Below are 22,061 nucleotides of genomic sequence, written 5' to 3'. Positions count from 1 at the left end.
GGAAATGGGGAGCCCGCATTATCGCAGAGCACGGCTTGTGCAGCCGAGCGGGACGTATAGCGTTGGCTTTCGAGCACATGCGACGAGGCGATCCTTACAGCTTGAAATATACAGCCAAACTGTACAGTTTGACTGTATATCTGTTATCTTGAATTTATGAACACGCCATTGCCTCCTTCCGAAGCGCTCCCACTGGCCGGTCTCGCCGGCGAACTTCGCATCTCCGTCGGCAAGCTGATGCGGCGGATGCGGGAGCAGGTCCACCCGAACGACCTCACGTCATCGCAGAAATCGGTGCTGTTGCGGCTCGACCGCGACGGCCCCGCGACCGTGTCGGCGCTCGCGCGCGCCGAAAGCGTGCGGCCGCAGTCGATGCGCGTGACGGTCGCGACGCTCGAGACGCTCGGCGCCGTCAGCGGCGAGCCCGATCCCACCGACGGCCGGCAGACGCTGATCGCGCTCACGCCCGGTTTCCGCAAGGCGCTGCAGGCCAACCGCGCGGCCAAGGACGACTGGCTGTTCCGCGCGCTGCATGCGCAACTGTCGGAGGCCGAGCAGGCCGAGCTCGCGTCGGCCGTGAAACTGCTGCAGCGGCTCGCCGAATTCCAGGAACCGGCGCGTCCGTAAACCGCCTCGCCCCGTTTGCCGCAAGGAAAGCCCGAACATGAACCTCCCGCATCTCGTGTCGTATTTCTTCGGCGGCGCGTTTCTCGCGAACGTCGTGCCGCATCTCGTCAGCGGGTTGCGCGGCGAGCCGTTCCAGACGCCGTTCGCGAATCCGCCCGGGCGCGGGTTGTCGTCGTCCACCGTGAATGTCTTGTGGGGTGTCGCGAACCTCGTGATTGCCTACGTGCTGGTGTGCCGGGTCGGCGACTTCGATCTCCGCATCACGGCAGACGCGGCGGCGTTCGGCCTCGGCGTCCTCGCGCTCGGCCTGTTCCTCGCGCGGCGCTTCGGTGAGCTGCACGGCGGCAACGAGCCCGACCGGGAGCGGCCATGAGCGTGCCGGCGGCGGGCGTCTTCCGCTCGCTTCGCAGCTTCAACTATCGCGTGTGGGCGATCGGCTCGCTGGTGTCGAACATCGGCACGTGGATCCAGCGCACCGCGCAGGACTGGCTCGTCCTCACGCAGCTCACGCATCACGACGCGTCGGCCGTCGGCATCGTGATGTCGCTGCAGTTCGGCCCGCAGCTTCTGCTGCTGCCGTGGACGGGCTACGCGGCCGACCGTTTCGACCAGCGCAAGCTGCTGATGGCGACCCAGGCGCTGATGGGCGGGCTCGCGCTCTTGCTGGGGCTGCTGACGGTGACCGGCGTCGCGCAGCTGTGGCACGTGTATCTGTTCGCGTTCCTGTTCGGCTGTGCGTCGGCATTCGATGCGCCGGTGCGGCAGACGTTCGTTGCCGAGCTGGTCGCCGATCGGGAACTGGCGAACGCCGTCGCGCTCAACTCGACGTCGTTCAACGCGGCGCGGATGATCGGGCCGGCGGCGGCCGGCTTCATCATCGCGTCGGTCGGCACCGGCTGGGCGTTCCTGCTCAACGGGCTCAGCTTCGTCGCGGTGCTGGCGTCGCTGTCGATGCTGCGTGCCGACGAGTTGCGCGCGCATGCGCGAGCCGACCGCACGCGCGGGAGCCTGCTCGACGGGTTCCGCTACGTGTGGCAGCGCCCGGACCTGAAGGCGATCCTCGTGATGCTGTTCCTGATCGGCACGTTCGGGCTCAATTTCCAGCTGTTCATCTCGACGATGGCGGCCAGCGTGTTTCACGTCGACGCGCGCGGCTTCGGCGTGCTGTCGTCGATGATGGCCGTCGGCACGATCACCGGTGCGCTGCTCGCGGCGCGCCGCGACCGGCCGCGTTTCCGGCATCTGTGGATCGGCGCGGCGCTGTTCGGGCTCGGCTGCACGCTGGCGGCGCTGGCGCCGGGTTACTGGCTGTTCGGCGCCGCGCTCGTGCTGACCGGGATCGCCGCGATCACCTTCATGAACTCGACCAACAGCCTCGTGCAGCTATCGACCGAGCCGGCGATGCGCGGGCGTGTGATGGCGCTGCGTCTCGCGGTGGCGCTCGGCGGCACGCCGATCGGCGCGCCGGTGGCCGGTTGGGTCGCGAATCATCTCGGCCCGCGCTGGGCGCTCGGTGTCGGCGCGATGTCCGGTTTTGCCGCGGCGCTCGTCGCGACGCATTTCATGAAGCGGATGCGTGCGCAGGCGGGCACGGGCGACGGCGCTTGACCGGCAGTGAAACCGACGTAGGCTGCCCAACCGTTCAGCCGTTCAGCCGTTCAGCCGTTCAGCCGTTCAGCCACTCAGCCATTCAGCCATTCAGCCACGACGGCCGTTAAGCGACCGGCCGCGCCGCAGCATGCGCGGCTTCCAGGCACGACTGAAACAGCAACGCAGCCCGCGACGGCCGCGGCGAGCGCCGTAGCAGGCTCACGAACCGGCACAGGTAATTGAACCGGTGCGGCGCGATCGGCTGCATCAGCCCCTTGTTTTCGAAGCTTTCCGCGTAATGGTCGGGCAGGAAGCCGAGATAGCGGCCGGACAGGATCAGCGTCGCGATCGACTCCTGGTCCGACGCGGTCGCGCTGCGCGTGAGCTTCGCGCGATGGCTCAGCTCCATGTTCGGCGAATGGAAGCCGAGGCCCGCGAACGCATGGTTGCGGATCGTCGTCCACGTGAGCTTGCCGTGCGGCGCATCGTAGAGCGGATGCTGCCGGCCGCAATAGAGCAGCATCCGTTCGTCGAACAGCTCCGAATACACGAGGCTGCCCGAGTTGCGGTGTGCGGGAATGATCCCGACCTGATAGCTGCCGTCGATGATCCCGCGCTCGACCTCGTTGATCGACGCGACATGCAGGTTCAGTGCGACGTCGGGCGCTTCGTCGGCGAACTGGCGGATCGCGTCGCCGAGCCGTGCGTTCGCGTTGGTGGCCGTCTTGTCGAATACCGCGATGTGCAGTTCGCCGCCCATCCGGTCGTGAATGCCGTCGATCCTGCTGCGAAATGCTTCCATCGACGCGAGCAGCCGCAACGTCTCCTCGTACACCGTCTGGCCCTCGGGCGTCAGCGTGAAGCCCGCGCGGCCGCGCCGGCACAGCACGAGGCCGAGGCGCGTTTCCAGATCCTTCACGTGCCGGCTGATGGTCGAGATGCCGATATTCAGTTCCAGTTCGGCCGCGGCCATCCCGCCGCACTGCACGACGCCCTTGAAGACCCGCAGCAGGCGGAGATCCATGTCGCTGAGCTGCCCGAGCAGCGCGCGACTCTTCGGTTGCTTTGCTTGCATAGATGCGCAAGTGAACATTGATATTGCGATATTCAAAAGACTAATTGGCCTCCCGACAATGCGCAATATCAACATAAGGAGGAGGGGCGCCCCGCGCCGACCGATATGACCGACATCACCACCGCCCAGCACGACGAAACCAACCTCCGCACCGACGCCGCGTGGCTCGACGCGCACTGGATGCCGTTCACTGCCAACCGCCAGTTCAAGGCCGATCCGCGCATGATCGTGTCGGGCAAGGGCGCGTATTACACGGACGCCGAAGGCCGCAAGATCTTCGACGGCCTGTCGGGGCTCTGGTGCACGGGCCTGGGTCACGGCCGCACGGAAATCGTCGAGGCCGTGAGCCGCCAGGTCGCGCAGCTCGACTACGCGCCGGCATTCCAGTTCGGCCATCCGAAATCGTTCGAGTTGGCGAACAAGATCAAGGACCTGACGCCGGCCGGCCTCGACTACGTGTTCTTCACGGGTTCGGGCTCGGAAGCGGCCGATACCTCGCTGAAGCTGGCCCGCGCTTACTGGCGCGCGAAGGGCAAGGGCACGAAGACGCGCCTGATCGGCCGCGAGAAGGGCTATCACGGCGTGAACTTCGGCGGCATCTCGGTCGGCGGGATCGGGCCGAACCGCAAGCTGTTCGGCCAGGGCCTCGACGCCGACTTCCTGCCGCACACGCAACTCGCCGAGAACAAGTTCTCGCGCGGGATGCCCGAGCACGGTGCCGAGCTGGCCGACCGCCTGCTCGAGCTGATCGCGCTGCACGATGCATCGAACATCGCGGCCGTGATCGTCGAGCCGTTCTCCGGTTCGGCGGGCGTGGTCGTGCCGCCGAAGGGCTATCTGAAGCGCCTGCGCGACATCTGTACCGCGCACGACATCCTGCTGATTTTCGACGAAGTCATCACGGGCTTCGGCCGGGCCGGCGCGATGACGGGCGCCGATGCGTTCGGCGTGGTGCCGGACATCATGAACTTCGCGAAGCAGGTCACGAACGGCGTGCAGCCGCTCGGCGGCGTGATCGCGACGAAGGAAATCTACGACACGTTCATGGCCGCGGGCGGCCCCGAGTACATGCTCGAGTTCCCGCACGGCTACACGTATTCGGCGCACCCGGTCGCATGCGCGGCCGGCGTCGCGGCGCTCGACCTGCTGGTGAAGGAAGACGCGGTGGCCCGCGTGCGCGATCTCGCGCCGCATTTCGAAGCGGCGGTGCATGGGCTGAAGGGCCAGCGCCACATCACCGACATCCGCAACTACGGGCTGGCAGCCGGCCTGACGATCGCGGCGCTGCCCGGCGAGCCGGCACGGCGCCCGTACGAGATCGCGATGCGCTGCTGGGCGAAGGGCTTCTACGTGCGCTACGGCGGCGACACGATCCAGCTGGCGCCCCCGTTCATCTCCGAGAAGCGCGAGATCGACAACCTGGTCAACGCGCTGTCCGATGCACTGAACGAAGTGGACTGAGCCGCGGCTTGCCCTGAGCGATAACCGAATTCACGAAAGAGCCTCAACGATGAAACACGACAGCAACGTAACCTCCACCGTCGGCCACCTGATCGACGGCAAGCGCGTCGACGGCGGCAGCCGCGTCCAGCCGGTGTTCGACCCGGCCACCGGCGAATCGCACAAGAGCGTCGCGCTCGCCGACAAGCTGACCGTCGAAGCCGCGATCGCATCCGCGCAGGCCGCATTCCCGGCCTGGCGCAATACGCCGCCGCTGAAGCGCGCCCGCGTGATGAGCCGCTTCAAGACGCTGCTCGAGGAGCACGCCGACGAGCTGTGCGCGCTGATCACCGCCGAGCACGGCAAGGTGCTCGCCGATGCGATGGGTGAGCTGCAGCGCGGGATCGAGAACGTCGAATACGCGACCTACGTGCCCGAACTGCTGAAGGGCGAGCACAGCAAGAACGTCGGCCCCGCGATCGATTCGTGGAGCGAGTTCCAGGCGCTCGGCGTCGCGGCCGGCATCACGCCGTTCAACTTCCCGGTGATGGTGCCGTTGTGGATGTGGCCGATGGCCGTCGCGTGCGGCAACACGTTCGTGCTGAAGCCGTCGGAGCGTACGCCGTCGTCGACGTTGCGCATGGCCGAGCTGGCGCTCGAGGCCGGCCTGCCGCCGGGCGTGCTGAACGTCGTGAACGGCGACAAGGAAGCGGTCGACACGCTGCTGACCGACCCGCGCGTGAAGGCGGTGAGCTTCGTCGGCTCGACGCCGATCGCCGAGTACATCTATTCGACCGGCTGCGCGCACGGCAAGCGCGTGCAGGCGCTCGGCGGCGCGAAGAACTTCGCGGTCGTGATGCCGGACGCCGACATCGGCAACGCGGTGAACGCGCTGATGGGTGCCGCGTACGGTTCGTGCGGCGAGCGCTGCATGGCGATCCCGCTGGTCGTCGCGATCGGCGACGAGACGGGCGACCAGGTCGTCGCGGGCCTGAAAGCCGAGATCGAGAAGATGAAGGTCGGCCCGGGCAACGGCGCGGGCGTCGACATGGGTCCGCTCGTCACGCAGCAGCATTTCGAGAAGGTGACGGGTTTCGTCGACGCCGGTGTGGCAGCGGGCGCGACGCTCGTCGTCGACGGCCGCAACGTGAAGGTCGACGGCCACGACGGCGGTTACTACCTCGGCCCGTGCCTGTTCGACAACGTGAAGCCCGGCATGCCGATCTACCAGCACGAGATCTTCGGGCCCGTGCTCGGCGTGATCCGCCTGAAGTCGCTCGACGAGGCGATGGCGCTGATCGACGCGCACGAGTACGGCAACGGCACGTGCCTGTTCACGCGCGACGGTGAGGCCGCGCGCTACTTCGGTGACAACATCCAGATCGGCATGGTCGGCATCAACGTGCCGCTGCCGGTGCCGGTCGCGTACCACTCGTTCGGCGGCTGGAAGCGTTCGCTGTTCGGCGATTTGCACGCGTACGGCCCGGACGCCGTGCGCTTCTACACGAAGCGCAAGACGATCACGCAGCGCTGGCCGTCGGCCGGCGTGCGCGAAGGCACCGTGTTCAGCTTCCCGTCGAACCGCTGACGCGCCACCCGGCTGCATGCGTCGCCCGTCCGCCTGCCTGACGGCGGGCAACGCAACGCAATGCGGCCGGCGTGACCGCGACAAGGCCCGCCCGGATCGACGATCCGCGCGGGTTTTTTTACGTCCGCGCGGCGCGCGCGGAAGGGGGCGGAAGGACGGTTATGGCGCCACCACGTGCCACATGTTCTTGAAGTTGTCGCCGTTGCGGTCGCCCTGTTTCATGTCCTTCGAGAAGAAGTACAGCGGCTTGCCCTTGTACGCCCATTGCGGGCTGCCGTCATCGCGCTTGATGATCGTGTAGGGGCCGACCGGGACATCGGTCGCGCTGGCCTTGTAGGGCGGCCAGAAGGATTCGCATTGGCCGGTGCAGGCGCTGGTGCCGGCGTTGGGCTTGTCCTGGTCGAATGCGTAGACGGTCATCCCGTTTGCGGCGACGAGCGCGCCGTTTTCGACTTTCGTGATCGAGCCTTGGGCCGACGCCGAAGCGGATGCAATGGCGAGCAGGGCGGAACTGACGAGCAGCGCGGCTTTCATGAGGGCCTCCTGTAATCCGGTGGGCGGCCGCGATAGCGCACGGGCGAGCGTGCGCCGGGATCGCGATGAATGGTGCCGGAACGCGGTGCCGTTACCGCCGGTGCGAGCGACGCAGGGTCGAGTGGCGATGAACGGGGCGCTCCATTCACGATAGGCGGTTTTTGGCGGGGCTGCGAGAACATCGGGGGCGTATCGGCCGCGCGTGGGCGTGACACAACGGCCGTCATGCTCCGGCGCCGGGATTTGACATCCGTCCCCTTAGGCGCGACGGGCGCATGCCGATACGTCAGCGCCGCGCGCGATTGGTCAACGCGACGCCCACGATCACGAGCGCACCGCCGGCCAGCATCGACGGCGACAACGGCTCGCCGAGCAACGCGACCGACAGCAGCACGCCGAACACGGGGACCAGGTTGGTGAACACGGCCGCGCGGGCCGGCCCGAGTTCGCGGATGCCCTGCGAATACCAGACGAACGCGACCACCGTGCCGATCGCGCCGAGGTAGAGCATCGACGCGACGGCCTGCCACGTCAGCGGCGTGCCGCTGCCGGCGGGCGCGCTGAACAGATGCGCGCCGATCAGCAGTGCGAGGCCCCACAGCGCCGCATACGTCGTGGCCGCGAGCGGCGACAGCCCGTCGAGCGCGCGTCGGCCGATCACCGTATAGGCGGCCCAGCTCAGCACCGCGCACAGCATGAAGCGTTCGCCCGAGCCGAACGTGTTGCCGAGATCGGTCAGCACCCGCAGCAAGTCGCCGCGGCTGATCACGACCAGCGCGCCGGACAGCGCGACGGCGATGCCAGCCCAGCGCGACAGCGACAGGCGCTCCCCGCGCACGACGATCGACAGCAGCACGGCGGTGGCCACCGGGTTCAGCGCGACGAACAGCGCGGTGCGGCCCGCCGGCATCCGCGCCAGCGCCGCGAAAAAGCACACGTTGTACAGGAAGATGCCGGTCGCGCCGAGCCCGAAGGTCGTCACGACCTGGCGGCCGCTCAGCTTCGGGAGCCCGCCTTCGATCTTCCACGTCAGCACGACCAGCAGCAGCGCGGCGATCGCGAAGCGGCCGGTGGCCGCGGCGGTCGCGGACATCGTCGCGGCCAGGATCCGACCTGCGATGAACGTGCCGCCCCAGAACAGCGCGACGAGCGTGAGCTTCACGTAGATGGCCGCGTGCGGCCGGGTGGCGACGAGGGCGGCGGGTGGGGCGGGCGCGTTCATGTGAAGGGTTTCTCGGTGGGTGCCTGCGGCCACGCGTGAGCGACCGCGCGCGGCCGACGATGCGGGATCGCGCGATGGCCGGCTGGCAGCCTGGATTCAGGGGGAAGGAGGGCGGCGCTGCGTCGTCAGCGAAACCCGGGCGCCGACGCGAGCGTGCTCAGCACGACCGGCATCGCGAGCGCCGCGGCGACCGTCTGGAACGCGGTGATGCCGGCCATCAGCGGCGCATCGCCGCCGAGCTGGCGCGCCATGATGTAGGACGCCGACGACGTCGGCAGTGCCTGGAACAGCAGCGCGACGGTCAGCGCCGCATCGCCGAGCCCGAGCAGGCGGCCGGCGGCGAGCGTGATGAGCGGCATCGCCATGAACTTGAACGCCGACGCGACGCACACCGGCTGCAGCCACGCCCGCGCCGCATCGAATCTCAGTGCCGCGCCCACGCACAGCAGGCCAAGCGGCATCGACGCGACGCCGAGCGCGCGCACGGCCGGCGCGACGGCCGCCGGGAACGAGACGCCGCCGGCCTGCATCGCGATCCCGAGCGCGCACGCGACGACCAGCGGATTCGACAGGATCTGGCGCACGAGTGCCGCCGCGCCGAGCCGCGTGTCGCCGTAGCGTGCGAACACCAGCACGCACATCAGGTTGACGGTCGGGACGATCGCCGCGACGCATACGGCCGCGAGCGCGATGCCTTTTGCGCCGAACAGGCCGGCGGCGAGCGCGGTGCCGACATAGTTGTTGAAGCGCACGGCGCCCTGGAATACCGACGTGAAGCCGGCGCCGTCGACCCGCACGAACCGGCGGACCAGCAGGAGAAGCGCCGCGGTGAGTGCGGTCGAACCGACCAGCGCGGCCGCGAGCGGTAAAACGGGCAGTGATTGCAGCCGTGCGTTCGCGAGGCCGTCCGCGAACAGCGCGGGCAGCAGCACGTAGTAGCACAGCCGCTCGGCCTGCGGCCAGAACGCGTCGCCGAGGAAGCCGGTGCGCCGCAGGCCGTGGCCGAACGCGACCAGCAGCGCAACCGGTGCCAGCGCGAGCAGGATCGGGCCGATCATCGACACGCCTTCACGCGAGCCGTGCAGGCGGTGCGGGCCGCCGCGAGTGGCTGGCACGCAAAACGGCGGAACGAGGCGGGAATCCATCCGGCGGGCAACATGGCGACACGCAATCGAAAGAGTGACGATGCCGCCAAGTTAACACGTGCAAGCAACAGGAATAATGGTGAATTATCGGGTGTTCAATGAGAAATTCTCATCGATGACGCAGTGACTTCGGCGGCCAGCGCACGTGCGAAACGCTCGGCCGGACGCGACTGGTGTTCGAGCAGGACGACCGCGCGCCCCATTTGCGGCTGGCCGAACGGCAAGCGCGTGACGGGCGGCAGCCGCGCGAGCGTCGAATCGGGGAGCGCGACGATCGCCGCGCCGAGCCCTCTCGCGACCATGCGCGCGATCGTTTCCGCGCTGTCCAGCACCATCTCCTCGCGCACGCGCACGCCGATGCGGCGCAGCTCGGCGGCGATCATGCGGCCGGCCCATGCCTGCGCATCGAAGCGGATGAACGGCAGTGAATCGAGCAGCGTGACCGCATCGCGTTCCGCCTGGTCGGGCGGCGCGAGCAGCCAGAAGCGATCCTCGTACAGCGTGGTCCACGTCAGTTCCGCCGGATGCGGGCGCACGGGGCGCGTCGTGATCGCCGCATCGAGTTCGCCGGCCGCGACGCGGTTCGCGAGTTCGGCCGACATCCCGGCCGACACGTGCACGCGCAGCCGTGGGTGCGCCGCGCGCAGCGCGAGCAGCGCGTCGGGCAGCGGGCCGGACAGCGCGGTCTGGATCGCGCCGATCCGCAGGCGGCCGACCAGCTTCTTCTCGTCGCTGAGCGCATCGGGAATCCGGTCGACCAGCGCGAGCACCTGCTCGGCCTGCGCCAGCAGGATGTTGCCGGCCTCGGTGAGCACCGGCTGCCGGCGCGAGCGATCGAACAACTGCACGTTGTATTCGCTTTCGAGCGTCTTGATCTGCAGGCTCACCGCCGATTGCGTGAGGCCGATGGCTTCGCCGGCGCGCGCGAATGTGCGGTGTCGGGCGATGGCGACCAGCGTTCTGAATGCGCGTAATGACATGGGCGGGCGGAGGTGGGCAGAAGCAGCCGTGTGCGAAGCGGATCCCGGCTGGCGCGATTTGCAGCGCGTTGCGGGAAACCGTTCACAGGGCCGCCGCCAGGGTTCGCGACATCATGCCCGCGCGTCCCGAATCGGGCAACCGGCGTGCATGGCGTGCGCTGCGAGTCGTCGATGAGTCGCGAGCGTTCGGGGATTCCCTGGAATGACGGTTTGATTTCTGGAATGCTTTAGCCGGACAAGCGAGTGGTGCCGTACCGGCGTGTCGAGCGATGCTGCACGCCGGCGCAATGTGTCGTCCGCGGCGCCTTACACCCACAGCCGATACATCCAGAACGATTCGTCCTCGATGAAACGTTGCGTGAATTCGCTCGGCGAGAACCCCGTGATGCGCTTGACCTCGCGGCTCAGGTGCGCCTGGTCGGCGAACCCTTCGTCGAGCGCCAGCGTGGCCCAATTGAACGCGGCGCCGGCTTCGTACCGGTCGCGCGCCGCGAAGAACGCGCTTTCAGTTTTGACGAGCGTTTGCCATTCGCGCAGCGATCGGCCGCTGTAGGTCTTGATCCGCCGCTCGACCTGCCGCGGGCTATGGGTATCCCGCCATTCGCGCGCCTGCAGTGCGAGGCGCTCGACCCAACTGCGTCCCGCATTGCGTAGCGACGACAGCGGCGTCGCGGGCCGTAACGCCTGCCAGCGCGGTGCAAGATGACGTTCGATCGCCGCCAGCGCATCGGCATCGCGGTCCGCGCCGGCCAGCGCGTCGAGCAGCGGATGCCAGTCGTGGCCGAGGCACGCATGGGCGTCGAGCACGCGATCGTGGATGTCCGCCAGCGCGACGCCGAACAGCGCCCGTGCCGCATCGGCGGTGAAGCAGAGCATGCCGATCCGTCCGCCCGTCGGCGCCCAGGCCACGGTAGGGGCCGAATGGCTGCCCGACAGCGTCACGGCGGCACCGAAGGGGCGCCACCGGGGCCCGTCGGCCGTGTGTTCGACGAAGCCCACGTCGAGATCCCGATACCACGACACGCACACGAGCGGCGTGGCCGGAAAATGCGAGAGCCGCTGCGCGTCGCTCAATGCGATCCCGCGCGTATCGTGCAACACGATCGCGACCACCGCGCCCTGCAGGGCAGCCGGCGCAGGGTACAGCCGTCCATGCGGCGCCCGCCCGTCGCCCGGCGCGCGAGGGGCGCGTGCCAGCGGATCGGGGCACGACAGCGGGATCGATGACGGGTCGGAGAACATGACGCTGGAGTATAGGGAGCGGCCCGACGCGTGTCGATGTCGTTTGCGTTCAAGACCGCCGCCATGCCGGTGCGGACAATCCGGCCCATGAACACACGATCCACATCCTCATGTCCATTCCATACGGGCGCTGCTGCGGCGCCCGTGCTTCACCCGCCCGGCGTATGGCCGCCGGGGCCGCGTGCCGGCCTGACGGGTTGGGGGCTGCTGCGCGCGATGTCGCGCGACCTGCTCGGCACGCTGGCCGGCTGGCAGCGCGCATACGGTGACGTCGTGCACGTGCGCGTGTGGCCCGAGCATGCGGTGGTCGTGACCGATCCCGCGCTCGTGCGCGAACTGCTGGTCACGCATCACGATGCGCTCGGGCGCTGGGAGCGGGCCGTCCGCGTGTTTGCGGAGGTCCACGGCCATAGCGTGCTGATCGCCGAAGGCGACGCGTGGCGCGACAAGCGGCAGGCGTTGCAGCCGAATTTCATGCCGAAGGCGGTGCAGACGTTCGTGCCGTCGATCGCGGCGACGGCCGGACATGCGCTTGCGCAGTGGCCCGCGCGCGATCCGGACTGGCCGATCGAAAGCGCGCTGACGTCGCTGGCGATGGACGTGATCATGCGCACGATGTTCTCCGACGCGATCGGCGACGACGCACGTGCGGCCGAGGAAGCCGTGCGAGCGGTGAGCGCGGCGGCCAACGCCGATTTCTACTGGCCCGCGAGCACGCCGGACTGGGTACCGTGGAAGCGCGGCAAGGCCCGGGCGATGGCCGTGCTGAACGGGCTGATCGACCGGCAACTGCATGCGCGTCTCGACCTGCCGGCGCGAGCGTGGCCCGACGATCTGCTGTCGCGCTTGCTGCGGCTGCATCGGGACGACGCGCGGCGCTGGCCGCTGCAGGCCGTGCACGACGAATGCATGACCGCGTTCCTCGCCGGCCACGAAACGACGGCCGGGGCACTGACCTGGTGGGCGTGGTGCATGGCGACGAATCCGGCGGCGCAGGCCGCCGCGCGCGATGAAGTGTCACGCGTGCTGGGCGGTTGCGCACCGTCCGCCGAGACGCGAGCGTCGTTACGCTACCTGACGCACACGCTCGAGGAAACGCTGCGCCTGTATCCGTCCGCGCCGATCCTGATCAGCCGCCGCGCGTCGCGACCGATCGTGCTGGGGCCGTGGCAGTTTCCCGCGCGGACGCTGTTCATGCTGCCGCTGCAGCTCATGCAGCGCGATGCGAGAGGGTTCGACGCGCCCGACGTGTTTCGCCCCGAGCGTTTTGCCGACGACGCGCCGGCTGCGCCGCGCGGAAGCTACATGCCGTTCGGCACAGGCCCGCGCGTGTGTCTCGGGCAGCATCTGGCAATGACGGAAATGACGGTCGTCGCGGCGATGATCCTGCAGCGCTACGCATTGTCGGCGCCGCCCGGCATGAAGCCGCCGCGGCCGGTGCTGAACGTGACGCTGCGGCCGGACCGGCCGCTGCATCTCGCGATCGCGCCGGCGGCGGATGGGTGTTCCGCGTGATGCGCACGGCGCGGCCGGGCGAGCGGGCCGCTGAGTCGACGACAGATATCGAACGCGACGGCAGGCTCGGCCGATTCGCGTGTCGCGAACGCTTGCTGTTCGCGACACGCAACGAAATCGAATCGTCGGAACGTAAACGCGTGCCGGCCGCTGCGTTCGGCGCCACTGGCGCGGCATCGCGCAGCACCTATGCTTGAAGGGCCCAGGCCGGGCGCAGCCCAAGGAGGATGGTCATGCGCATGCTTCTCAACATACGAATCCCTCACGAGCCGTTCAACACGCTGGTGCGCGACGGCAGCGTCGGCGACGTGATCGGGCGAATACTCGAAGCGGTCAAGCCGGAGGCCGTGTATTTCACGGAGCAGAACGGCGGGCGCGGGGCGGTCGTGATCGTCGACCTGAATGATCCATCGCAGATCCCGGCGCTCGCGGAGCCTTGGTTCCTGATGCTGAACGCGGACTGCGAGTTCCGCGTGGTGATGTTGCCGGACGATCTCAAGAACGCCGGGCTCGCACAGATCGGCGCGAAGTGGAAGTCGACATAGACATAGCGGACATCAGCGCATGACGATGCCCCTGCTCGAGACCCGTGCAGGCGGCTTGGCGCGCCGTCGTTCGCGTGCCGGCTATCGCGCCGGTTGCGACGGTTCGGCGTTCGCTGTTTGCCTGTCTTTCGGCCGTAATAGCAACAGCAGGCCGCTCAGTGCCGCGGCCGCGACGAACACGAAAAAGAATTGTTCGTTCCATTGGCGCAGGCTGTCGGACGCCACGCCGCCGTGACTCCCGGCCGAGGCGCCGGCTTCCAGCAGGAACGTGAAGACGGCCGGCACCGGCGCGGAGCCCAGGTAGGCGAGGAACGCGAACTGCAGCCGGCCGCGGGTCAGGATCGACCAGACGTTCTTGCCCATCAGGCAAGCGACCAGCACCGCCGGCGGGATGAGCACGATCGATACGGCACTGATCGCGCACAGCAGCAGCCAGCCAAGTCCGATGATCGGAATGAGCGACATGAATCGGGGCTCCTGTTGTCGGGCAATCCTGTTGTCGACGGTGCATCCGCATCGGCGTTACCGGAGGACCCCGGCATGCGGCGCTTCACGGAGTGTGCCCGATTCCACGCCGGTTGCCATCCGCCGGCACCGATGCAGTCATCCGGCCGCGTCTTCCCCCAGCGCCTGGATGAAGCGCGAAAACAGCTCGGGCTGCGACGAAATCCCGAGCTTCGCGTACAAATGCCGCCGGTGCACCTTCACCGTTTCGGGGGATATCGCCAGCCGCTCGGCAATCGCCTTCGACGAATTGCCGCGCAGCACCATTCGCGCGATCGACATCTCTCGATCGGTCAGCACGCCCGCGCCGAAGCGGGCAAGCGCCTGCTCGACCCGCGCGCCGAGATCGGCATCGGGCGTCGCGCGCGCCGCGTCGCCCACCAGCCGCCAGTGCTGCCGGATCGCCGCGAGCACCCACGGCATCGCGGCCGTCAGCTTGCCGAGCGGCTCGACGTCGAACCGCGTGCCCGCACCGAGCGACAGCGAGAGCAGCGTGTCGGCGTTCGGCCGCACGAGGATCTGGATCTCGTCGTCGCCGACCGCGTCGCGGAAGTAGCTCAGGAAATATTCGCTCTGCCGGAACAGGTCGGGCGCGACTTCCTCGAGCCGGTAGCAGCCGTCGGCTAGCCCGTCGTGCGCGGCCTGCAGGAACGGGTCGAGCAGATACACGCCGTTCAGGTAGAGCGGCACGGGCGATGCGGCGTCGGTGCCGCCCGTGTCGTATTCGTCGAGCACGAGCGGCACGCCGTCGCGGCCGATCGCGGTCGCGAGCGCGTTGTCGAACGGCACCATTTCATTGAGCAGCAGCACCAGGAACCGCCAGAAGCGCGGCTGGCCGAGATGATCGATTGCGCGGCCGAGCGCCTGGTGCATCGCGATTTCGGAAAAGAGACGATCCATACCACCACCGGAAGGGCGTAACACGAAGGGGGAATAGCGGTCCTGAAATTGGCTTCCTAGACTGCCACGCAATCAATCGGGCCCGAGTATGGGCGTTCAAAAAAAAGTGGCAAAGGATTGGCCCAAGCACAGGAGAACGAAATGGCGATGATGTCGGAATCGACGGGCACGCTGCAAGCGGCGCCTGCAACGGAAGACGCGCCGCGCGCGCTGTCGCAGACGCTCAGCGTGCGCGATGCGGTGATGATCACCGTATCGGGCGTGACGCCCGCGAGCTCGATCTTCGTGATCGCGCCGTTCGCGATCCAGCAGGCCGGCAGCGGCGCCGTGCTGTCGTTCCTGCTCGGCGGCGTGCTCGCGCTGGCGTTCGCGCTCTGCTACGCGGAGCTGAGTGCCGCGCACCGCAGCGCGGGCGGCGAGTACGTGATGGCCAAGCGCGTGTTCGGCACGCTGCCCGGCTACCTGACCTTCATCACGGTGCTGTCCGTCAGCGTGTTCATCCCCGCCGTGCTCGCGAGCGGCGCCGCGCCCTATCTGAACAACGCGCTCGGCACGCATTTCAGCAACCAGTCGGTCGCGCTGACTATCGTGCTGCTCAGCTATCTGCTCGGCATGCTGAACATCAAGACGAACGCGTGGATCACGGGCGCGTTTCTCGTCGTCGAGATCGGCGTGCTGATGCTGATCGCGGGCCTCGGCTTCGGTTCGCCGCATCGCGGCGCCGACGCGCTGATCGCGCCGGTCGTCGCGAGCGGCAACGCGCTCGTGCCGGCGACGCTGGCCGCGATCGTCCCGGCGATCGGCACGGCGATCTTCTGCTACAACGGCTTCGGCTCGGCCGCCTATCTCGCGGAAGACCTGCGCGGCGGCAACCGCAATGTCGCGAAGGCGGTGATCTACTCGCTGCTCGTGATCCTCGTCGTCGAACTGATTCCGCTCACCGCGATCGTGCTCGGCGCGCCGTCGCTGACCGAGCTGACGAAGAGCGCCGACCCGATCGGCTATGTCGTGCGCTCGCTGAGCAACCCGGCCGTGTCGCGCGTGGTCAGCGGCGGGATCTTCCTGTCGGTGTTCAACGCGATCATCGCGATCGTGATCACGATGGGCCGGCTGCTGTACAGCAGCGGCCGGCATGCGCTCTGGTCACGCACCTGCAACCGCGCCTTCTCGACGATCCATCCGCGCTTCGAATCGCCTTGGCTCGCCACCATCGCGCTCGCGGTGCCGTCGGCGGGGCTCGTGTTCGTGTCGAGCCTCGACGAGCTGACCGCGTTCACGGTCGACCTGCTGCTGCTGATCTATCTGGTCGTCGGGCTGGCCGCGCTCGCGAGCCGCTTCGTGCGCCGTGACGTCGAACATCATTACCGGATGCCGTTGTGGCCCGTGACGCCGCTCGTCGCGGTAATCGGCGCGGCCTATACGCTCTACACGACGCTGGCGACTGCCACGAAGCCGACCGACCTGATCATCATCGCGGGGCTGCTGGTCGCGGCACTCGTGATGTATGCGGTCTGGGCGCGCCACAGCGAGGCTTTCCGCACGCTCTGAACGCGGGATCGACAGCTTGCCGTACCGAATCATCGAAACACCGAACCATTGAAAGACGGGAGGAATTGCATCATGCGCACGAGGGATCTCGGCATCCGCATCGGACTCGGCACGCCGGGCCGCTTCAACGCGATCACGGACGTTCCGGGCGTGCGGGTCGGACATTGCACGCTGAACGTCGAGAACGGCGACGCGTCGATCTGCACCGGCGTCACCGTCATCGAGCCGCGCGCGGGCGCCGCGCACGATTCGCCGTGCTTCGCGGGCGTGCACGTGCTGAACGGCAACGGCGACGCGACGGGGCTCGAATGGATCCGCGAGGCCGGCCTGCTGACCACGCCGATCGCCTATACGAACACGCACAGCGTCGGCGCGGTGCGCGATGCGCTCGTCGCGAACGAGCGCGAAGCGGCGGCCGGCCGCGTGTACTGGTGCATGCCGGTCGTGATGGAAACCTACGACGGGCTGCTGAACGATATCTGGGGCCAGCACGTGAGCGCCGCGCATGTGCAGCGCGCGCTGGCCGCCGCGCAGTCGGGGCCGGTTGCCGAAGGCGGCGTGGGCGGCGGCACGGGGATGATCTGCCACGAGTTCAAGGGCGGCATCGGCACCGCGTCGCGCGTGCTCGCGGCCGAGGCGGGCGGCTGGACCGTCGGCGCGCTCGTGCAGGCGAACTACGGCGTGCGCGAGATGCTGCGCGTGGCCGGCTACCCGGTCGGCGAAGTGCTGCGGCACGTGCCGTCGCCGTTCCGCGCGCCGGACGCGCAGGGCGAGGCCGGGATGGGCTCGATCGTCGTGACGATCGCGACCGACGCGCCGTTGCTCCCGCACCAGTGCACGCGTCTCGCCCAGCGCGCGAGCGTCGGGCTGGCGCGCGTCGGCGGCGGTACGGAGGATTCGAGCGGCGACATCTTCCTGGCGTTCGCCACGGGCAACGACGGTCTGCCGGCGGCGAACTACGGCAGCAAGGGCGCGCCGACCACGGGCGTGAAGATGGTCAACAACGACCATATTTCCGCGCTGTTCGTGGCGGCGGCGGAAGCGGTGGAGGAAGCGATCGTGAATGCGCTCGTCGCGGGCGGCGACGTCGAGTCGCGCGGGGCGCGGGTCGAAGGGCTGGGGCAGGCGCGCTTGCTGGATGCGTTGCGCGAGGTGGGCTGGCGGCCGGGGCGCGGCGCCTGAAACGGCATGCGCCGCTTCAATCGAAGCGGCGCGCAGGGGAGCGGCGATGCGGCGAGCGGCCGGGCCGCCGCTCGCCCATGGATGCAACGCGGGCGGTGCGGGCCTGGCCGTGACGACGCGGCGTCATGCTCAGCTGCCGAAGTAGATGTTGCAGAAGCTGACGGGGCCGACACACGCGTTCGGGTCTTCCTGCTTCGATTGCGAACGATCGACGCGGCCGGCGGCCTTCACGGCTTCGGCGCGGTTCGCCTGTTGCGGTGCGGCGTCTGCCGGTGCCGGCTGTGCGTGAGCAACAGCAGCGGTGAGCGACAGGGCAACGAGGGCGAGGTGCAGCGGCTTCATTTTGGTTTCTCCTGGGTGGGTGCCAGTCTCGCTGGCAGTGAGGAAACTATAGGCTCGCACTGCTTAAAGATTAATCACCGCGGCTGTAGAGCTTATTTCCATCCGGAACAAGGATCCCGTTGCGCGCGCACCGATCGTCAATGGCGGTGCCGGTTGAATGGCGCATCCTTGTCCAGCAGCGCGCTGCGCATGAAGTGCAGGCAGCCGACGATGCGCTGCATCCGGTGCCGCTCGTTGGGCACCGCATACCACGCCTGCAGCGTGTGCTGCGCCGCGCGGATCGCCAGGTTCACCGATTTCAGCGTGCGCGCGTGGTGGCCGGGCGTCGGGTCGTCGAAGAAGCGCGGCAACTCGTGCAGCACCGCGTCGATCGAGCCGGTCCAGCGCAGCGTTTGCGGTGGTTTCGATGCGCAGAACGCGTTCAGTTCGTCGCGCAGGTCGATCACCGCGTGGCCGACCTCGAGCGTCGACAGCATCCAGCGCAGCGCATCGCGATGCTGCCGCGTGCGCCGCACGAGCAGCGTGCGCAGTTGCGCCATCAGGTCGTGCGTGCTTGACTGGAAGCGCTGCGCGAGGCGCTCCGTCGGCCCTTCGCACGCCAGCGTGACCTGGCGGCGCAGGTCGTGCGCGATGCGACCCGTGAGCCACGGCATGTGGGTAGGAAAGACGACCGCGAACACGAGCGAGCACGCGAGCATCGCGACGACGATCGCCAGCCCGTTGTTGATCAGCACCTCGGGTGTATAGGCGATCACGTTGTCGGGCCCCGCGAGCAGGCAGAAGAACACCGCGAAGCCGATCCCGTAGCCGGACAAGCCCGGCCGCATCGCGAGAAACGCGCCGAGGCCGAGCACCGGCGCGAGCGCGGCGCACAGCAGCGGGAACCCGTCGATGTTCGGATACACGTAGCACAGGAACACATAGCCGACCGCAGTCGCGAACGCCGCGCCGACGCTCATCTGCGCGACGAACTTCGGCGCGCGCGGCGACGTCGAGCTGAGCGCGCACGCGATCGCGGTGGCGATCACGGCGAGCGGGCCGCTCGGCCATTCGGACGCGAGCCAGAACGCGCTCATCGCGCCGACGGCGACGATCGTGCGCAGGAACGCGAACCCGACGAAGAACGAATTGGTCTTCACCGCGTAGTGCGTGACCGAGCGCTCGAACGCGTGATCGTCCTGGTCGAGCGATGCATAGGTGTCGGCGTAGCCGAGATATTCGCCGATGAAGCGGTACAGCAGCTCGATCGCGGTATCGAAGTCGAGCAGGCCGCCGGCAGCGTGCTCCTCGATGGTTCGCCGCGATGCACGCGCGGCTTTCGGCAACGCGCTGTGGAAGCGGCGCAGTTCGAGCAGTGCGCCGGTGGCCGGCGCGATGCCGCGCTGCCGCTCGTCGCGCAGTGCGGCGAAGCGCTGCGCGAGCGCATCGACGTGCGGCGCCAGCGCATCGAGCACCGCGTCGGAGCCATTGGCGCGCAATCGCTTGATGAGCTGGTGCAGCGCATGCAGCCGCGTGCACGCATTCATGAACTCGCTGTTCAGCCGCGCGAGGCGGCGGCTGCGCGCGCGAATGTGCGGATCCTCGAACGATGCGAACGCGCGGTTGGCCTCGAAGCCGACGATGTCGTCGACGAAATCGGCGAAGCGCCGCTCGAAATCGCCGCGCGCGACGTCGCCGGCGAGCGCGCCGGCCGTGAATGCCGCGAACGTCGCGTGGCGGGTGCCCAGCGAACGCATCAATGCCTTCGCGGAGCTGAGCGGCAGGATCAGCGCGCTGACCGCACCCGAGCACGCGATGCCGAGCGCGACCTCCGCGGCGCGGGTGAGCGCGGACTGGAACAGCGTCTGCGGGGTCATCACGGACGGCAGGCCGATCAGCGCGGCCGTATAGCCGGCGAGCACGAAGCCGTACCAGCGAAAGTGGCGGTTGCGCACCGCGAGCGCGATGCAGGTGCCGATCCACAGCGTGATGCCGGCCATGTACAGCTCGGGCTGCTGCGCGAACAGCCCGCCGAGCGCGAGTGCGGCGACGAGGCCGGCCGCCGTGCCGAGCACGCGGTAGAAGCTCTTCGCGAACACCATCCCCGACAACGGCTGCATCAGCACGAACACGGTCGTCATCGCCGTGCGCGGCTGCGACATCTCCAGGCGCATCGCGATGCCCATCGCGAGGAGCGCCGCGAACACGGTTTTCGCGAGGTGCAGCCAGATCAGCCCGTCGCTTGCGGCCCAGTCGCGTGCCGCGTCGCCGAGTGGATCGAGCCAGGTCCTCCATCGTGCCGGTTCGATGGAATGACGCTCGATCACAGGTTGTGGCTTCATGAAAAGAGGGGGCCGGTACGGGGCCTGGCGAGGTGCCTGGCACGTCCGAACGGGTCCGTTCGACTGTTGAGGCGCCGATTGTAGGAGTGCGGCGCCCGCGCATTAACGCAGCTGCGGGGAAACGATAGTTGCAGCCGGAGTAACAATCTGTCGCATCCCGTGGAGGAAAATAGCGGCTCCGCTACAGGTTGCTCACAGGAATGGATACCCTACAAAACATGCGGGTGTTTTCGCGCGTCGTCGAGACGGGCAGTTTCACCGCCGCCGCGCAATCGCTGAATTCGACGACGGGCGCGATGTCGCGCGCGGTGTCGGAGCTCGAGGCGCGCCTGCGCACCCGTCTGATGAATCGTTCGACGCGCCGTCTCGCGCTCACGTCGGCCGGCGAAAGCTATCTGCGGCGCTGCCGCCAGATCCTCGCCGACGTCGACCGCGCGGAAGAAGAGGCCAGCTGCGCGCACGAACGGCCGGCCGGCGTGCTGCGCATGCACAGCTTCGCGAGCGTCGGCCATCACTATGTATTGCCTGCGCTGACGCGCTATCACGCGCAGTTCCCGGACGTGTCGATCGAACTGTCGCTGTCGCAGCGCATGCCCGACCTGTTCGACGGCACGAGCGACATGGCCGTCGTGACCGCGTCGTCGCTGCCCGATTCGGAACTCGTGTCGCACCTGCTCGGTTCGACCTTCAGCATCCTGTGCGCGTCGCCCGACTATGTGAAACGCCACGGCGCACCGGTGCGTCCGCAGGATCTCGCTGCGCACGCATGCCTGACGTTATGCACGCCGGCGTTCCCGACGCACGAATGGGTGCTCGAAGGGCCGGAAGGTGTCGAGCAGATCCACGTCGCGGGGCCGGTGCAGACCAATACGGCCGAATCGCTCGCCCTTGCGATCCGCGACGGCATCGGGATCGGCATGCTGCCGCTGTACTCGGCGATCGACGCGTTGCGCGACGGCACGCTCGTCCGCGTGCTGCCCGCGCATATCCTGCAGAAGATGAACGTGTATGCGCTGTATCCGTCGCGCCGCTTCGTCGATGCGAAGGTGCGGACCTGGGTCGAGATGCTGCGGGCCCAGGTGCCGGGGATGATCGCGCGCGACGTCGAGATGCTGAACGCGATCGATCGCGAACCGCAGGCCGCCTGAGCGGCGGGCGCGCACCGGCGCATTGCCACGCTGCCGGCGTCTTCTCTTCAAGCCAATCAAGCGAACGCAACCGCGCCGCGCCTGCATGACATCGTTCACGCGGGCGCGGCGCTTCGTCATGCCGTTACAGCGCGGGCTTGGCCGCCGCGCCCGATTCCGTCGTCGGTGCGCTGGCGTGGCCGTAGGCGGCCTGCGCTGCCTTCTGTTCCGCGAGACGCTTTTCGTGAAGTCGTTCCTGCGCCGCCATGATGTCGTCCGGATAGTTGTTGACTTCGCCGCGCGCCGGGTTGTAGCCGACCGACTCGAGATCGATCAGCTCCTGCAGCACTTGCGCGCGCGTGACGGGCGACTGGGCCGACTGGGCGAAAGACAGGGCCGGTGCAGCGAGCAGGACGGCAGCGGCGGCGGTAACGACGAGCGATTTCACGAGGTTCTCCTGGGGACGGGGTGGGCGGCCGGTTCGACGCGCGATGCGTGACCGCGACCTTTGCAGGCAGTCTACGCAGCGCCCGCGCGCGCAAAAACCCCGATTCCAGGCAGGCTGCTTTCCAGATGACACAACATTGATGGAGGCCGCCCGCGGCCGGCGAACCCACGTGCGAACGCAGGTTCG

At 68.3% G+C, this 22,061-nt stretch carries 22 protein-coding genes; 11 read left to right on the top strand and 11 right to left on the bottom strand.

Annotated features, from left to right (window positions below):
* Positions 1 to 156 precede the first annotated feature (156 nt).
* The 3 genes from CFB45_RS23275 to CFB45_RS23265 are packed head-to-tail and all read left to right on the top strand — an operon-like array spanning position 157 to position 2,235.
* Complete coding sequence (locus CFB45_RS23275) at positions 157 to 627, top strand: MarR family winged helix-turn-helix transcriptional regulator (RefSeq protein WP_089427573.1); 471 nt, start codon at positions 157 to 159, stop codon at positions 625 to 627.
* 37 nt (positions 628 to 664) lie between these two features.
* The gene (locus CFB45_RS23270) at positions 665 to 1,000 is read left to right on the top strand and encodes a hypothetical protein (protein WP_089427572.1); all 336 of its coding nucleotides are present in this window, start codon (positions 665 to 667) and stop codon (positions 998 to 1,000) included.
* Positions 997 to 2,235: an MFS transporter gene (locus CFB45_RS23265; protein WP_089427571.1), complete on the top strand. Its 1,239-nt coding sequence runs from the start codon at positions 997 to 999 to the stop codon at positions 2,233 to 2,235. The genes CFB45_RS23270 and CFB45_RS23265 overlap by 4 nt, the downstream gene beginning before the upstream one ends.
* Before the next feature lie 106 nt (positions 2,236 to 2,341).
* On the opposite strand, the gene CFB45_RS23260 is transcribed toward CFB45_RS23265, so the two are convergent.
* Entirely contained in the window at positions 2,342 to 3,292 is a 951-nt protein-coding gene (locus CFB45_RS23260; protein WP_089427570.1) for a LysR family transcriptional regulator, read from the bottom strand.
* Positions 3,293 to 3,397: 105 nt separating this feature from the next.
* On the opposite strand from CFB45_RS23260, the gene CFB45_RS23255 reads away from it, so the two are divergent.
* Together CFB45_RS23255 and CFB45_RS23250 are read left to right on the top strand one after the other, a co-directional pair.
* On the top strand, positions 3,398 to 4,753 hold the full coding sequence (locus tag CFB45_RS23255) for an aspartate aminotransferase family protein (protein ID WP_089427569.1): 1,356 nt from the start codon (positions 3,398 to 3,400) through the stop codon (positions 4,751 to 4,753).
* Between the two features lie 49 nt (positions 4,754 to 4,802).
* A complete protein-coding gene (locus CFB45_RS23250) occupies positions 4,803 to 6,320 on the top strand; it encodes a CoA-acylating methylmalonate-semialdehyde dehydrogenase (RefSeq protein WP_089427568.1) in 1,518 nt (505 codons plus the stop codon).
* 159 nt (positions 6,321 to 6,479) lie between these two features.
* Here CFB45_RS23250 and CFB45_RS23245 read toward each other — a convergent pair whose 3' ends face one another.
* From CFB45_RS23245 to CFB45_RS23225, 5 genes are all read right to left on the bottom strand, one after another.
* Complete coding sequence (locus CFB45_RS23245; RefSeq protein ID WP_089427567.1) at positions 6,480 to 6,854, bottom strand: COG4315 family predicted lipoprotein; 375 nt, start codon at positions 6,852 to 6,854, stop codon at positions 6,480 to 6,482.
* Positions 6,855 to 7,140: 286 nt separating this feature from the next.
* A complete protein-coding gene (locus CFB45_RS23240) occupies positions 7,141 to 8,076 on the bottom strand; it encodes a DMT family transporter (RefSeq protein ID WP_089427566.1) in 936 nt (311 codons plus the stop codon).
* A 125-nt stretch (positions 8,077 to 8,201) separates the two neighbouring features.
* Positions 8,202 to 9,134 carry an AEC family transporter gene (locus CFB45_RS23235; protein WP_218828883.1) on the bottom strand — a complete coding sequence of 311 codons (933 nt, stop codon included), beginning with the start codon at positions 9,132 to 9,134 and terminating at the stop codon, positions 8,202 to 8,204.
* Between the two features lie 182 nt (positions 9,135 to 9,316).
* A complete protein-coding gene (locus tag CFB45_RS23230) occupies positions 9,317 to 10,201 on the bottom strand; it encodes a LysR substrate-binding domain-containing protein (protein WP_089427564.1) in 885 nt (294 codons plus the stop codon).
* 306 nt (positions 10,202 to 10,507) lie between these two features.
* Entirely contained in the window at positions 10,508 to 11,443 is a 936-nt protein-coding gene (locus CFB45_RS23225; protein ID WP_089427563.1) for a helix-turn-helix transcriptional regulator, read from the bottom strand.
* A gap of 87 nt (positions 11,444 to 11,530) precedes the next feature.
* Between CFB45_RS23225 and CFB45_RS23220 the strand changes: the two genes are divergently transcribed.
* Genes CFB45_RS23220 through CFB45_RS23210 form a run of 3 tightly spaced genes read left to right on the top strand, consistent with a single transcriptional unit; the run spans position 11,531 to position 13,503 of the window.
* Complete coding sequence (locus tag CFB45_RS23220; RefSeq protein WP_089427562.1) at positions 11,531 to 12,958, top strand: cytochrome P450; 1,428 nt, start codon at positions 11,531 to 11,533, stop codon at positions 12,956 to 12,958.
* Entirely contained in the window at positions 12,946 to 13,155 is a 210-nt protein-coding gene (locus CFB45_RS23215; protein ID WP_089427561.1) for a hypothetical protein, read from the top strand. Before CFB45_RS23220 ends, CFB45_RS23215 begins: the two co-directional genes overlap by 13 nt.
* 36 nt (positions 13,156 to 13,191) lie before the next feature.
* Positions 13,192 to 13,503, top strand: coding sequence for a panthothenate synthetase (locus CFB45_RS23210; protein ID WP_089429103.1), 312 nt, complete (start codon positions 13,192 to 13,194; stop codon positions 13,501 to 13,503).
* Positions 13,504 to 13,584: 81 nt separating this feature from the next.
* On the opposite strand, the gene CFB45_RS23205 is transcribed toward CFB45_RS23210, so the two are convergent.
* Together CFB45_RS23205 and CFB45_RS23200 are read right to left on the bottom strand one after the other, a co-directional pair.
* Complete coding sequence (locus CFB45_RS23205; protein ID WP_089427560.1) at positions 13,585 to 13,968, bottom strand: hypothetical protein; 384 nt, start codon at positions 13,966 to 13,968, stop codon at positions 13,585 to 13,587.
* A gap of 138 nt (positions 13,969 to 14,106) precedes the next feature.
* Entirely contained in the window at positions 14,107 to 14,907 is an 801-nt protein-coding gene (locus CFB45_RS23200; RefSeq protein WP_089427559.1) for a helix-turn-helix transcriptional regulator, read from the bottom strand.
* A gap of 141 nt (positions 14,908 to 15,048) precedes the next feature.
* Between CFB45_RS23200 and CFB45_RS23195 the strand changes: the two genes are divergently transcribed.
* Both CFB45_RS23195 and CFB45_RS23190 read left to right on the top strand, forming a co-directional pair.
* Positions 15,049 to 16,455, top strand: a complete 1,407-nt coding sequence (locus CFB45_RS23195; protein WP_089427558.1) for an APC family permease — start codon at positions 15,049 to 15,051, stop codon at positions 16,453 to 16,455.
* A gap of 72 nt (positions 16,456 to 16,527) precedes the next feature.
* On the top strand, positions 16,528 to 17,637 hold the full coding sequence (locus CFB45_RS23190; RefSeq protein WP_089427557.1) for a P1 family peptidase: 1,110 nt from the start codon (positions 16,528 to 16,530) through the stop codon (positions 17,635 to 17,637).
* Between the two features lie 129 nt (positions 17,638 to 17,766).
* Here the strand turns inward: CFB45_RS23190 and CFB45_RS23185 are convergent, their stop codons facing one another.
* Positions 17,767 to 17,979, bottom strand: a complete 213-nt coding sequence (locus CFB45_RS23185) for a hypothetical protein (RefSeq protein ID WP_034191451.1) — start codon at positions 17,977 to 17,979, stop codon at positions 17,767 to 17,769.
* A 137-nt stretch (positions 17,980 to 18,116) separates the two neighbouring features.
* A complete protein-coding gene (locus tag CFB45_RS23180; RefSeq protein WP_089427556.1) occupies positions 18,117 to 20,300 on the bottom strand; it encodes an FUSC family protein in 2,184 nt (727 codons plus the stop codon).
* 200 nt (positions 20,301 to 20,500) lie between these two features.
* On the opposite strand from CFB45_RS23180, the gene CFB45_RS23175 reads away from it, so the two are divergent.
* Positions 20,501 to 21,448: a LysR family transcriptional regulator gene (locus CFB45_RS23175; RefSeq protein ID WP_089427555.1), complete on the top strand. Its 948-nt coding sequence runs from the start codon at positions 20,501 to 20,503 to the stop codon at positions 21,446 to 21,448.
* Between the two features lie 124 nt (positions 21,449 to 21,572).
* Here the strand turns inward: CFB45_RS23175 and CFB45_RS23170 are convergent, their stop codons facing one another.
* Positions 21,573 to 21,875, bottom strand: a complete 303-nt coding sequence (locus tag CFB45_RS23170; RefSeq protein ID WP_089427554.1) for a DUF4148 domain-containing protein — start codon at positions 21,873 to 21,875, stop codon at positions 21,573 to 21,575.
* Between the last annotated feature and the right edge of the window lie 186 nt (positions 21,876 to 22,061).

The organism is Burkholderia sp. HI2500, from assembly GCF_002223055.1.
Lineage (GTDB): Bacteria > Pseudomonadota > Gammaproteobacteria > Burkholderiales > Burkholderiaceae > Burkholderia.
The sequence above is the reverse complement of the archived record's forward strand: the minus strand, read 5'-3'. Positions and strand labels throughout refer to the sequence as shown.

Bases quoted from the DNA above. Each gene is read 5' to 3' on its own strand.
- CFB45_RS23210 (WP_089429103.1), top strand. From the start codon at position 13,192: ATGCGCATGCTTCTCAACATACGAATCCCTCACGAGCCGTTCAACACG.
- CFB45_RS23220 (WP_089427562.1), top strand. From the start codon at position 11,531: ATGAACACACGATCCACATCCTCATGTCCATTCCATACGGGCGCTGCT.
- CFB45_RS23275 (WP_089427573.1), top strand. From the start codon at position 157: ATGAACACGCCATTGCCTCCTTCCGAAGCGCTCCCACTGGCCGGTCTC.
- CFB45_RS23260 (WP_089427570.1), bottom strand. From the start codon at position 3,292: ATGCAAGCAAAGCAACCGAAGAGTCGCGCGCTGCTCGGGCAGCTCAGC.
- CFB45_RS23180 (WP_089427556.1), bottom strand. From the start codon at position 20,300: ATGAAGCCACAACCTGTGATCGAGCGTCATTCCATCGAACCGGCACGA.
- CFB45_RS23205 (WP_089427560.1), bottom strand. From the start codon at position 13,968: ATGTCGCTCATTCCGATCATCGGACTTGGCTGGCTGCTGCTGTGCGCG.
- CFB45_RS23230 (WP_089427564.1), bottom strand. From the start codon at position 10,201: ATGTCATTACGCGCATTCAGAACGCTGGTCGCCATCGCCCGACACCGC.
- CFB45_RS23265 (WP_089427571.1), top strand. From the start codon at position 997: ATGAGCGTGCCGGCGGCGGGCGTCTTCCGCTCGCTTCGCAGCTTCAAC.
- CFB45_RS23185 (WP_034191451.1), bottom strand. From the start codon at position 17,979: ATGAAGCCGCTGCACCTCGCCCTCGTTGCCCTGTCGCTCACCGCTGCT.
- CFB45_RS23225 (WP_089427563.1), bottom strand. From the start codon at position 11,443: ATGTTCTCCGACCCGTCATCGATCCCGCTGTCGTGCCCCGATCCGCTG.
- CFB45_RS23250 (WP_089427568.1), top strand. From the start codon at position 4,803: ATGAAACACGACAGCAACGTAACCTCCACCGTCGGCCACCTGATCGAC.
- CFB45_RS23200 (WP_089427559.1), bottom strand. From the start codon at position 14,907: ATGGATCGTCTCTTTTCCGAAATCGCGATGCACCAGGCGCTCGGCCGC.
- CFB45_RS23195 (WP_089427558.1), top strand. From the start codon at position 15,049: ATGGCGATGATGTCGGAATCGACGGGCACGCTGCAAGCGGCGCCTGCA.
- CFB45_RS23175 (WP_089427555.1), top strand. From the start codon at position 20,501: ATGGATACCCTACAAAACATGCGGGTGTTTTCGCGCGTCGTCGAGACG.
- CFB45_RS23270 (WP_089427572.1), top strand. From the start codon at position 665: ATGAACCTCCCGCATCTCGTGTCGTATTTCTTCGGCGGCGCGTTTCTC.
- CFB45_RS23255 (WP_089427569.1), top strand. From the start codon at position 3,398: ATGACCGACATCACCACCGCCCAGCACGACGAAACCAACCTCCGCACC.
- CFB45_RS23240 (WP_089427566.1), bottom strand. From the start codon at position 8,076: ATGAACGCGCCCGCCCCACCCGCCGCCCTCGTCGCCACCCGGCCGCAC.
- CFB45_RS23245 (WP_089427567.1), bottom strand. From the start codon at position 6,854: ATGAAAGCCGCGCTGCTCGTCAGTTCCGCCCTGCTCGCCATTGCATCC.
- CFB45_RS23190 (WP_089427557.1), top strand. From the start codon at position 16,528: ATGCGCACGAGGGATCTCGGCATCCGCATCGGACTCGGCACGCCGGGC.
- CFB45_RS23235 (WP_218828883.1), bottom strand. From the start codon at position 9,134: ATGATCGGCCCGATCCTGCTCGCGCTGGCACCGGTTGCGCTGCTGGTC.